This is a genomic window from Geobacter sp. OR-1, from assembly GCF_000813145.1.
In the GTDB taxonomy this organism is placed as follows: domain Bacteria; phylum Desulfobacterota; class Desulfuromonadia; order Geobacterales; family DSM-12255; genus Geoanaerobacter.
Genome location: NZ_BAZF01000020.1, coordinates 66,993 through 79,311 on the forward strand (window position 1 = coordinate 66,993; position 12,319 = coordinate 79,311).

The window sequence follows — 12,319 nt, forward strand, 5'->3', positions numbered from 1 at the left end:
CCGGGAGTCAGGCATGAAACTGGTAATCCTGGGGAGCGGCACATCCACCGGGGTTCCGATGGTCGGTTGCCGCTGCCCGGTCTGCAGCTCTTCAGATCCGCATGACAAGCGCAGCAGAACGTCCCTTTTGGTTGAAACCAAAGGGAAAAACATCATTGTGGACACATCGACCGATCTGCGCCAGCAGGCCCTGCGGGAAGGAATCGAGCACATCGATGCCGTACTGTTCACCCACTCCCATTCAGACCATGTCAACGGCATTGATGATCTGCGCGGCTTCCATTTCATCCACCGTAACATTGTGCCATGCTACGGGGATGATGCAACAATGGCGGCCATAGTCGGCAGGTTTCCGTATATCTTCAAAGGGCTTGAGGTCGAAGGGTATGCCCCGCTCATGGAGGCGCACTCAATAACGGGCCGGTTCGATCTTTTCGGCTGCAGCATCACCCCTGTTCCGCTCCAGCATGGCTATCTCATGTCAACCGGCTACCGCTTCAACAACTCCGCTTACCTGACCGACTGCAGCGCGATTCCCGACAGCTCCTTCCCCCTCCTTGACGGGCTGGAACTGCTGATTATCGATGCCCTCCGTTACTCTCCGCATGAAAACCATTTCCATATCGATGCCGCTCTGAAGGCAGTTGCGCGAATTCGCCCGAAAAGGACTGTGCTCACCCATCTTACCCATGAGGTCAGTCATAACGATTCATTCAGGCTCCCTCCCGGATCAGAGTTCGCCTATGACGGTATGACTTTCGAACTCTAAACTCCGGGCAGTCTTGCATTACCACGCTTCTGAAGTATTATTGTGTCGAATCCACAGAGGAAAGCGGCAAATGCCAAGAGATATACGTCTGCACGGCGTGACCGACAATCAGATTGAATATTCCCTCATTGCCGCCGGCGCAGATATCCACCGCCGTTTCTTTTTCAATGTTGACGAAGCCGGTGACGGAAGCATCAGGGTATTTTCCCCGAGCAACGAATTCATCCTCTCTCAGGATGGCATCAAGCACCGCGGCAACGGCGGATCGTTTTGCGAATACATGTTCGGTGTCGATCAGCCCCTGGCGGACCAGGCCAAGAACGATGTGATCAATCGGCTGGTAATGTATGGCGCCACTTACGACAAGACAAACGGAGGTCTTGTCTTCAGTGACCGTACTGACGGCTCACTCTCTTTTGAAAAGATGTTCTTTGACGGCAACGCCATCTGTAACTATTTTTTCTTTGTCAATGCCTCAACAATTTCCGGCTCCCTGCAAGAACAGCAGGAATATCTGCTCAAACTGCTCGGAAAAGCGATCAAACGTTCTCCGGCCGCCGGTCTGGGGCACGACAACGTCATCATTGAAGAGGCGTTGCTTATTCTGGACAACCCGAATTCACAGTTTTTTCTTTTCAAGCTGGTCAACCGCAAGCACCAGGAATACCACAAACTGTTTGAATCCCTCTACTTGAAGAACAAGAAAATTGCCGATGACGATTTCTCGGCGCTCTCCGCCATTGCCGGCATGCATGGGATCGACCGCTACCAGCAGGAGCGGATCCGGATCGATGTCATGTACAAGCATCCCGACAACAAGAGAATCGTGGATGAGTACAAGAACATCCTCATCTCCTGCAACCGCAAAGGTGAGATCAACAGACTGGAAAACGCCCGACTGACCCGGCTAAAGACCCTTTCGGTCAGGAACAAGATACCAGGAGCCCTGTTCTACACACTTGACGAGATGTTGAAAAAGGACAAGAAGATTGTTGTCCTTGAAGAGAGCGAATACATATCAGAGACCCGCCAGATAATGGAGGGTCTGTTTCTCACCGAACACCAGATCGAAAACAGCATTAATCGCGAGGACATGCTGAAACTGTTGTTTGCCAAGAAAAAAGCGGCCGAGAACAGGGATCACGTATTCGAAGAGGTGTTGCTTGATGCCAGCAAACTCTGTGACGAGAAGATCAGGGATGGGGCCGACGCTTCCCTGCTCGACGGCTTTTCATACCTGATAACCTTCTTCGACCGTTACGATTCAACCTCTTCCATAGTAAATCAACTCGGTTTCATGGAAAACGTCAGGGTCAGCGAGGAGATGCTTCGGAGCCTCCTAGGTAACAAACAGGAGTTCGATCGGCTGAAACCGGGATTATTCGAAGAGTTGTTCATTGCCGGAATAACCGACAACAAATATCTGGGTAAATACGGGAGGAAAAAACTCGACGCTCTGGTATCGGGGCTGAAGCAGATCGAGGAGAAGCAGATGACAACTGCGCAACTCCTGGCGATGCTGTTGGCGCTCGACGAAGAAGAGCGAACCTACCTGACGGTGCTGGAACATGTCCGGGAACGGATCAGAAACTTCTACTCCAAATTCTCGACCAAAACCGATCAGGAGCTGTTAAAAGCCGAAATTACCGACGAGCTGAACCATAAAAAGATCGTTTTCGGGGGAATTCCCGAACACCTTTTCCTGGAGACCATCCTCACCATCAAGAAAGAGGCCGTTTATCTCCACTCACTGCTTCCGGAGATCATCGGGAACAGAGATATTGCGCTCCGGGAGGATTTTCTGGAAAATTCAGGTCTCGACCGCTTTTACGTGGAAGAGCTGGAGCGGGAATATTTCGAGCTGAACGAACTCGATATGGACGATCTGTACCAGATCCGCAAAGGGCTGAATTAGCCATACCCCTTGACACCTCACCCCTTCCCGCATAAACTGCTCACTGTGTACAATAACTACTCAGGAGCACATGATGCCCAGCAGAACCCGTCTTAACGCCATAAGAGACAAAATTCTCCGCTTCGGCAAAGAGAACCTGGAAGAGATGCTCCATGCCCTTGCCGATGGCGCCAGCCTTATTTCCGGCCGGCAACGGATCAGGGTCTATCTCGAAGACCTCACCCGCGGCACCCTGACCTGCTTCCATGCCTCCGGTCCTTACTCTGAAGAGATCCGGAAAACATCGTTCCCCATAATATCCGGAGATGCCGTTGTTTCGTCGGTTTTTGTCTCGCGTTATCCCGCAGAATTCCGCAGGGGGGGGCAGAACGACCTCCCGCTCGACCACGAATTGGCCACCAAGTGTGAAATCGTCTCATCCACCCTGTTTCCGGTCACCAGTAACAATAAATCGATCGGCGTGGTCTGCATAGATCACGATCTTCCTAGCCATACCGTGGGAAGCTCGGCGCAGACACTGTTGTCGGAATTTGTGGCGGCAGTGGCTGAAAATATCGATCATGCCCGCATCTATCACCAACAGCTCCTGCTCGCCAGAAAGGTCGAAGAGTTCAAGCGCCGCGAAGCAGCCACTTTCATGGTCAAATCAGCGGTCAGGCTACTTGACCGCCTCACGCTGGCATCGGTTCTGGTCCCGATTGCACAACCCGGCGGGGCAAAGGTCCTTGAAATCCTTGCCAGTTATTCGGAGGACAGCGATCTGAAATCAAAGTACGACCAGCTTGGCGCCATTGTCCTGGAGCGGGGGAAATCCCTGATCTCAAGATATATTGATGATCGGGCGGTTATTACCGACGAACGGCTGCTCCACCCGCTTTTTATCCCCGACCTTGCCGGCCAGACCTTGCAGAAAAGGGCGCTGACCGAAGAGATGTCCCTCCGATCACTCTATGTTGTTCCCCGCTATAATGTGCAGACTCGTGAGGTAATCTGCCTGGTAAACTATTTTGCCAGGGATCTCTACCGGTTCTCGGAGTTTGAGATGGGGCTCCTGCAGACCCATGCCGAGATGGTTGAACGGGTAATCCACGAAATCGGAGCTGAACACCTGGAAATCCGGGTACTAGCGGAAATTTCCGAACTTTTGCGGGAACGCAATGAAGAGCTGCACCCGTTTCTCTCCAAGGTACTCTCGAAAGCCACGGAACTGATCGGCGCCGATACCGGCAGCATTGCCATGGTCAAGGAGATCGAGGGGGAAAAATGGCTGGTGGTGGAGGATGAAGACGGTGCCATTATCGGCGCCAAGAGCAGGGAGTGGCTGAAAAAGCAGATCCCTCCTTTCAGAATCGGCGGCTATGACCTTGCCGTTGAGGAGCGGAGCCTGACCGGTTACGTCGCCTGGACCAAGGAGCCGAAAATAATCGCCGATGTCAACGATGAACGCCAATCGGACGGATTCCACCGCTCAATGAGCGATCTGATCAAGAGCGAAATAGCTGTGCCCATCACCACCGATGACCAGGTAATTGCCGTAATCTGCCTCAACTCGATGAAGCCGGACTATTTTACTGAGGAACACAAAAGAATTCTCCAGCTTATCGATCGTCTTACGGCACGCCACATATCTGACATCCAGAGGATCGAATCTCTCCAGAGCGAGGTGCAACGGCTCCAGACCGACGTCGCCTACAAAGATCCGCAGATATCCTCCTATCGCCTCGGCAACATAATCGGGATCAGTCGCAAGGCCCAGGAGATAGTCGATTTCATAAACACCGTGTCAGAGCCGATCTTCAACCGCATAACCCTCTGGAGCAAAAACATCCTTCAGGAGGCGACCATCGGACTCCCGTCAATACTCGTCACCGGCCAGACCGGGGCGGGGAAGGAGTTCTTTTTCAACAACCTCTATAACAAGCTCAACGAAATGTACCGTCGCGAGATCAATGAAAACGGCGAGCTTCCGGTGAAAAAAACCAACATTGCGGCATACAGCGGTGAATTGACCTACTCCGAGCTGTTCGGACATAAAAAAGGGGCATTTACCGGCGCGTACAATGATCGTCGTGGTATTCTCGAAGAGGCCCAGGGGGGGATCGTCTTTCTGGACGAAATCGGGGACGCCGATCCCAAGACCCAGGTGCAGCTGCTCAGATTCCTGGACAACGGCGGTTTTTTCCGGCTTGGCGAGAGCCAGGAGCGTTACAGCCGGGTCCTGTTGGTTGCCGCAACAAACCGGAATCTGATGGAGGAGATCGAAAAGGGGAATTTCCGGGAGGATCTGTACCACAGGCTGACCGAACTATCGGTCAGAGTTCCGTCGCTCAATGAACGGCGAGAGGACATCCCTGACCTGTCCATCCATTTTCTCGGGAAACTATACCGGACCTACCGGGATAGAAAAGATCCGGAAACCGCCCCGCCGACCCTTTCCGCAGAGGCAAAACAGGTGTTGATGGGGCATACATACAAGGGGAACATCCGTGAATTGAGAAGCATTCTGCTTCGAGCCCTCTTTTTCCGGTCGGGGGTTATCGTTACCGGAGACGACATCCGTCATGCCATAAGGGACGGAATGCACGAAAAAGTCGTCACTGCCAGCCAGACTTTGAACGAGCAGGTGGCAGACGAACTCCTTGCGGAAATTGAAAAGGGGAAGAACTTCTGGGAGGCGGTATACGAACCATACTCGAAAAACCTGATTTCGCGCGATGTTGTGCGGCTGGTGATCGAGTTGAGCAGGAATATCGCCGGAAAACATATGCCACAGATCGCACGCCACCTGAAGGCCATACAAAGCGATGTTGCCATGACCGATGAAGAAAAGCGCAAGCTGTTTAAGTTCAAGAATTTCCTCTACAAGACGGTGAAGATTTGACCGCAAGCTCATTGCGAGCAGCTATCGCAATAAACTCAGTCCAGCGAAACCCTGGGAATGCCCGAAATTTATGCAGCGCCCAATACCAGCAAAAACAGGCCGAAATATGGCACAAATCCAACCGGCGCTCCCACGGAAAAATCTTCATACAATTGCATACACTTGTTCGGATATTCCCTGCAAATCAAATGGTTGTCAAATTCCCGCCAGTTAATTAACGCTCATCCTCTGGCCTATTTTATGGGCAATCCGCAGAACTAGTTGAAAGGATGATTTATTGATTACCCGTCAACAATATTATCAATAAGTTTTCAACAGCCATCTGTGCAAAACTTCAGACCCCTTTCAAATAACCTTGGAATATCGCAATGATGCACATTTCCAATATGTGGACAACTACGGGATTTCAATATGTTATAAGCGGAAGATTAAGACAATAATTTGACGATCGCTGAAAAAGTGTGGGAAATGGGACCGGAAAGAAGAGGCCGGCATGCACCGGCTTGTCATACGGTTGGCGCGAGACCAGGGTTATCAGAGTGGTTTCTGGCGCTTTGTTACGATCCTCTGCTTGATCATCTTTGCATAATCATCGTTGGGAGACGCCTGCAGATAATCATCGATCCAGCGCGCCGCCTCGTCCAGGTTTCCCACCCCTTCATTGGCAACGGCAACAGCAAGCTTCCAGTTCGGCATCTTGGCAGCATGCCCCTCCCGGGAAATCGTGGCAAGGGCATAGATGTTCCGGTACCCCCTGAACTTCGGGATTGCCAGGCGTTTAATCACATCCGCATTTTGGGGGATATCCCGTATGAAGATCAGGGATTCAGGGTCTTCATAGATCAAGACCCAGCTCTTGTCCTCAAGCAGGGCGGCGGCAAGCTTGATCAATGTCCCGGAAACCTTGTCGCAACCCGGGATCATCACCATGTCGATATTGAAATAATGCAACCCCAGGAGGTAGTTGTTTGCTTCAAAGGGGTTATCCACAATAACCCGGTAGGAATCGAAAATCTTGCCGTACAACCCTCTGCCATCGACAAAAACCTTAATTCCCGGGGAAACTCTCCAGATCAGATAGCCACCGGCATTGTAATCGTTAAATAGATTACCTTTGAGGTTATTGGCGAGCATGAAATCAGCGGCCTTTTCGAAAGGGCTTACAAACAGCTGATCCGAATCCAGGGCGCTGTTTTTGATCCCGGCAGCCGCAAACTTGACGGAAGTCAGGGCAACCGTTGCCAGCAATAAGGCAATGACGGCTTTTTTCGGCATACGGATCTTGTCCGTGACATAACTGTCCCAGAACCCCTTGAGGTTCACAGTGGCAATGAACGAGGCGATCAGGGTGAAAAATATGATGAAACGGATGGAACTCAACCCCATCAGGAACACCATGACATAGAGCAGGTAATGCTCGGCCCGGAACCGGCGGAGATTACGGAAATTCAGCAAAAAGGAAACCAGCGACAGCACGAAAATGGTGGTGAAATACGGGAGGCCCCTGATGATGCCGGGGATGCTGGCATGCTGAAAGATCGATTGCAGTTCGTTTATGGACTCGGCAACACTCTTAATGCTCTGGAGACTCTCCAGGTTGAGATAAGAAACCAGGGTCGCCACAAAGGGGACACTGATGACCGCCTTGTAGCCATTGGGGTTCAGTCCGCTCAGCAGGACCGCAACAATTGAGACCAGGTAAAACCGTCTGGAGCCGGTGCGGGAAATCAGGCTGCCGATGCAGTAAAGGAGAATCATCACATCGCCGAGGACAAAACCACCATGCAGGTTAGCCCAGACGAGCATGAGACCGGGAATCGCGTAAGATGGCCACGTCCTCCCTTTCTTCAGCGCCTCAAGCAGCAACACAATGACGACCGAAAAAAGGCTCGACCACATCTGGGGCTTGGTCCCGATGTAATTGAATTCGCCCACAACAACCATCACCGAGATATAAACGAGCAAAAGGGCGAAAATCCTGCTCACCCCCCCGTTTATCATCAGACGGTAAGTCGTGTAAAACATCAGCGTAAACACAAAAGAAGAGAGAAAAATTATCCCTTTGAAACCGGCGAGCAGATACCCCCAGTAAAACACCAGCTGGGCCAACCAATACTGTTTGAGGATGAAATCCCGGCTGAGCGACACCTCTTTCAAATTGGAATCGATGGTGAACGGGTCGCCCTGGATCAAGGCGCCGTTGGTCCACATCCACTTCCCTGAGGCGAGATGCCACCAGAAATCAGGATCCGAGACCGGAACAGTCAACGAATAAAAAAGCGCGGCAAAGAATATCAGAACAAGAAGTTTCTGAATATTTTCATATCTGTCGTTCATAGCAACTATATCGTTCCGGTCGTAGGCAAAATCAAAGGCCATCGGAACCCCAATGGCCTGAAGTACGGATCTTAAATCAGCAATCAGTTACGCTTGCGCAGATAGGTAAGGAATTCCTCCCGGCTAAGACTCTTTTTGCGCACAAGATGATCGATCTCACGGCTCATGGCGGATCGTTCACCATCTTTCATGGCATCCTTTATCAGGATGAAAAATGGAATATTGCGGGTCTGAGGATAGAGTTTCAACCGCTCAAGGAGCTCAAAGGCCCCCATGTCCGGGTGCATCAGGGAAGAAATGATTAGGTACGGATGTCCGATTGTAACCAGCGCCAACGCCTCCTTGCCGGTGTAGGCGTTCTCGACTCCGAATCCAAGACCTTCAAGCAGCCGGGACAACTGTTCGTCACCCTTGCGTGTAACGATGAGCGAGTGGAGGTCATAATCCATTACGTCCTCGGTCAACCCGAGTACAGCCAACTTTGACGCTATGTACTCCTCGTCAACCGGCAGCGTAAAAAAACCGGCAACCTGAAACACCCCACCAACCTTGCCAAGCTCGCTGAGAAATATCGGCAGGATCGGAATATCCCTTGTTTCGACATCTGATTTAAGATTGAGTAAAATTCCCCAGCCGTCGTCCGAATATGGCGAGAGATCCAAGAGTATCCCCAGCGGCTTAGACGAGGCCAGCTCTTCAGGCCCGGCGATTCGAGGCGCATACCCTGCGGATTCCAGATACCCGCTCACGATTGCCCCACGTTCCGGCCGTTTCCCCAATCCCATGATCCAGAGTTCTCGCCGATCGTCACCCTGTGTCATTACCCGCTCCTGTTGATTTGAAATGTCGATCCCCGGGAAAACCCAAGTCCGACCGATGAAAACAGCCCATACATACCATATTTATCGCCCTTTCGCCACCATACTTTAACCAAGCGGTGGAGCATTGTAAATTAGCGGCTGCTGTGATAGCGTTTATTGCATTTCACAGGGAGGTAAAGAAATGAAAAGCACGGTATATTTCGCAGATATGCGTACCAGCCATAAGGAAAATCTGATGGGAAAGATTGGCCGTCTCCTGGTGCGGGCAGGCATTGCTGACCGGATCCACCAGGGAGACCTAGTTGCAGTAAAGGTGCATTTCGGTGAACGGGGCAATCACACCTTTGTCCGGCCGATATTTGTGCGCAGGGTTGTTGAAGAGATCAAGAAATGCGGGGGTATGCCGTTTCTTACCGATTCGTCAACCCTCTACCCGGGGGAAAGGAAAGAGGCCGTTTCCGCCCTCACCTGCGCCATTGAAAACGGATTTGCCTATGCAGTCGTCGGGGCGCCGCTAATCATGTGCGACGGTCTCAGAGGCGGGACAGCGGTCGATGTCCCCATCGCCGGGGAACTCCTCAAAACGGTTAGCATCGGGGCGGAAATTGTAGAGGCAGACGCCATAATTGCCGTTACCCATTTCAAATGCCACGAGCTGACCGGCTTCGGCGGCGCCCTCAAAAACCTTGGCATGGGTTGCTCAAGCAGGGCCGGCAAAATGGTGCAACATTCAACAGTAGCCCCCAAGGTTGCGGAAAAGTTCTGCACCGGTTGCGGGCTCTGTCTCAAGTCATGCGCTCACGATGCAATAGCCATTATCGAGGGCAAGGCGCAGATTGACCCTGACAAATGTGTCGGCTGCAGCCGGTGTATCACGGCTTGCCTGCAAAAGGCGGTCAACATCCAGTGGAACGAGGCTTCGGACCTGGTTATGACCAAGCTGGCCGAACATGCAATGGGTGCCGTTCAAAACAAAGAAGGCAAAACCGTGTATATAAATTTCATCACCCAGGTTTCCCCGGCATGCGACTGCTATGGCCATGCCGATGCCCCGATCGTCAACGATATCGGGATCTGCGTTTCAACAGATCCGGTTGCAGTCGACCAGGCATCTGCCGACCTGGTAAACAATGCCCCCGGCAATGCCAATACCGCCCTGCAAAATGGTCATGAACCGGGTGGCGACAAGTTCCGCGGCGTTTACCCCCATATCAACTGGGAGGTCCAGCTGAAGCATGCTGAAAAGATTCGCCTTGGCACGAGAACTTACGAACTGATCAAAATCTAACCGTCTCCAATACATCAAAAAAGAGGGCATCTCCAGATTATCGGGATGCCCTCTTTATTATTTGATTGCTGCCAGCCAAATTTTAGTGGGCGGGATACTTCATCGGTATCCCGCCTCTTTTGTTATTTACCAGTTGGTCCTGGTGTTCCAGATCTGGTTGGACGGCACCCACGCCGAACCACCAGTTGCTGTCGTGTTGTGGCAGTTGGTGGTATAGGAGGCAGACGGTGTCGTGCCTGTTGTCGTGGTAGGTCCGAAGGCCCACGGCCCAGGATATCTGGCAGTGCTCGGCGTGCCGCTGTAACGGGCACCACCGGCCGGGAACCGGCCCGCACCCTTGCCGGTGGTGACTGCGGTTGCAGTCATCATGTTGCCGTTGTTGGTAGTCGGGTTGTTCCCGGCAGTGGCGGCAATGGTGCCGCCACTGGCAACACGGCCTCTATGCTTGACGTCGAGGCAGTTGGTGACCATGAGGCGCGGCAGACGTGATACGTGCGGCGCATGGCACTTGGAGCAGGTGTACGAATGGACCGCGTTGCCGGCATTAGTGCCGGTGGAACCCCAGCCGGTTACGGTGTTGTGGATCCTGGAGGTGGTCTTCCAGGTCGGGGCCGTACCGCCGGCGTTCGGAGCTATGGCGCTCTGGTTGTGACAGGTCAGGCAGAGCCCGCCTGAGGTTGCTGCCGTCTGGGTCTGCAGGGTGGCCGCGGAGGTCCCGAACAGGCCGAAGGTCCGGCTTGGTACTGCAGACGGTGTATGCGTCCGGTCGGCCTGGAAAGTGTTCTGGTCGATGTTGTACAGCGGATCGCTGCCGCCGCCGGCGCCGGGCAGGGTGTTCTCACGCGATCCACCGCCGCGGCTCCGGTTGGTGTTGGCGGGCGCTACGTCCTCGGCATACGGCGAGGTGAGCCAGGTGCCTTTGAGCAGCGGTACGCCGTAGACCGGGTTGGCGACCTTGGTGGTGTTCTGCGAGACGCCGTGCGGATCATGGCACGGGGTGCAGAGGCCGTTGATGGAGCCGCTGACTGTTGTCCCCATGGTGGCGCTGACGCCGTAGTGACCGCCGGCCGGTTTGGCCATTGACTTGCCGTACCGGGTGGAGGCCATCCCTTTGTACGGGAATCTCTTGGTGGAGATTGTCGAGTAAGCGCCGAAGTACGGGGTATCCCAGTAACCGTTCAGGGCCTGTGAGGAGCCGAAGATGTCGTTGTAACCCCATGGTGAGTAGCCGCCGAGTGCAAGCGCACTATTCTGGGTTCTGGTGTTGTGGCAGTCAAAGCAGACTGCAGCACCGGCGTTATAACTGTTGTACTCGCCTGTAGAAGCTGTATGCGCTGTCGGCTTGTACTTGTTGGTGTAACCGCCGGTACCGGCCGAGGAGATGTGCTTGAGGATCGCACCTTTGTATTTGCCGGTGGCGCTGGAGTAGGAGCTGGTCACCCCTGCTGCCGCGGAACCGTGGGAGTTGTGGCAGTCGTAGCAGTTGACGTTGACGTTACCGGTGAAGTTGACCACATCAACCTCGTAACCGGTGGTCGAAGACCAGCCCATCTGGTTGTTGGCCGCGTTGCCATGGGCTGAGTAAGCCTTCTTGAGATGCTTCTTCCGGTTGGTGTTGGCTGTGGAGTACTGGCTCCATGTGGTGGTGGTGCTGTTGCTGTACTTCTCTTCGATGCTTCTGGAGTCCCAGGCGTACCTGCTCGGGGATCTGCCGTCGCCGAACGGGTCGGCCGGCGGACTGGTGGTGGCATGGCAGCCAAGGCAGTGGCCGTTGAGCTTGTTGATCTGGTTACGCGAACCATTGGCGGTGTAACGGATGAAATTGGCGCTCCGGGCACCGCTGCTCCAGAGGACCAGGTCTACGGCAGCCTTGGTGGTCTTCTGGTGATAGGAAGTGGTATTGCCGGAGGCATCGGCTTCCATGTGACAGAAGTAGCAGTCGGCATTGGTAACTGCCCTACCCTGGATATGATGCGACTGGGAGTTGAACTGGCCGGTAATAGCGGCACGCAGGTATGGAGCTGTGGTGCCGGTCGCTGCCTTGGGCGAGGCGTGGCAACCGAGGCAGCTGCCGCCGGTTGCATCAATGGTTCCGTTCATATGCTGCGACGGGTCATTGAGCGAACCGTCGTTGTTGAAATGCTTGTGACATTCGTAACATGAAACCGTGGCCGCCTTGCCGTCATGGTCCGAGGTGGCCGGCGGGTTGCCGTGGCAGCTGCCGCAGTTTAGGGTGGCAGTCTGGGTCCAGTTGACCGTGTTGCCGGTGCCGTGACACCTGGTGTTGCTGCAGGTGCCGGCGCCGGAA

General features: G+C 53.6%; 7 protein-coding genes. 4 read left to right on the forward strand and 3 right to left on the reverse strand.

The window, feature by feature from the left end; genetic code table 11:
• The first annotated feature begins 13 nt into the window (after positions 1-13).
• From OR1_RS16970 to OR1_RS16980, 3 genes are all read left to right on the forward strand, one after another.
• Positions 14-769: a GPMC system MBL fold metallohydrolase gene (locus tag OR1_RS16970; RefSeq protein WP_041973414.1), complete on the forward strand. Its 756-nt coding sequence runs from the start codon at positions 14-16 to the stop codon at positions 767-769.
• Positions 770-839: 70 nt separating this feature from the next.
• A complete protein-coding gene (locus OR1_RS16975; RefSeq protein WP_041973416.1) occupies positions 840-2,684 on the forward strand; it encodes a TIGR04442 family protein in 1,845 nt (614 codons plus the stop codon).
• 70 nt (positions 2,685-2,754) lie between these two features.
• Positions 2,755-5,565, forward strand: a complete 2,811-nt coding sequence (locus OR1_RS16980) for a GPMC system transcriptional regulator (RefSeq protein WP_041973419.1) — start codon at positions 2,755-2,757, stop codon at positions 5,563-5,565.
• 534 nt (positions 5,566-6,099) lie between these two features.
• On the opposite strand, the gene OR1_RS16985 is transcribed toward OR1_RS16980, so the two are convergent.
• Together OR1_RS16985 and OR1_RS16990 are read right to left on the reverse strand one after the other, a co-directional pair.
• Positions 6,100-7,944 carry a hypothetical protein gene (locus OR1_RS16985; RefSeq protein ID WP_041973422.1) on the reverse strand — a complete coding sequence of 615 codons (1,845 nt, stop codon included), beginning with the start codon at positions 7,942-7,944 and terminating at the stop codon, positions 6,100-6,102.
• A 41-nt stretch (positions 7,945-7,985) separates the two neighbouring features.
• Positions 7,986-8,723: a response regulator gene (locus OR1_RS16990; RefSeq protein WP_041973425.1), complete on the reverse strand. Its 738-nt coding sequence runs from the start codon at positions 8,721-8,723 to the stop codon at positions 7,986-7,988.
• Between the two features lie 181 nt (positions 8,724-8,904).
• Between OR1_RS16990 and OR1_RS16995 the strand changes: the two genes are divergently transcribed.
• Positions 8,905-10,011, forward strand: coding sequence for a DUF362 domain-containing protein (locus OR1_RS16995; protein ID WP_041973428.1), 1,107 nt, complete (start codon positions 8,905-8,907; stop codon positions 10,009-10,011).
• Positions 10,012-10,137: 126 nt separating this feature from the next.
• On the opposite strand, the gene OR1_RS17000 is transcribed toward OR1_RS16995, so the two are convergent.
• Positions 10,138-12,319, reverse strand: a 2,182-nt coding sequence (locus OR1_RS17000) for a CxxxxCH/CxxCH domain-containing protein (RefSeq protein WP_152609947.1), incomplete at its 5' end; no start/stop codon positions are given.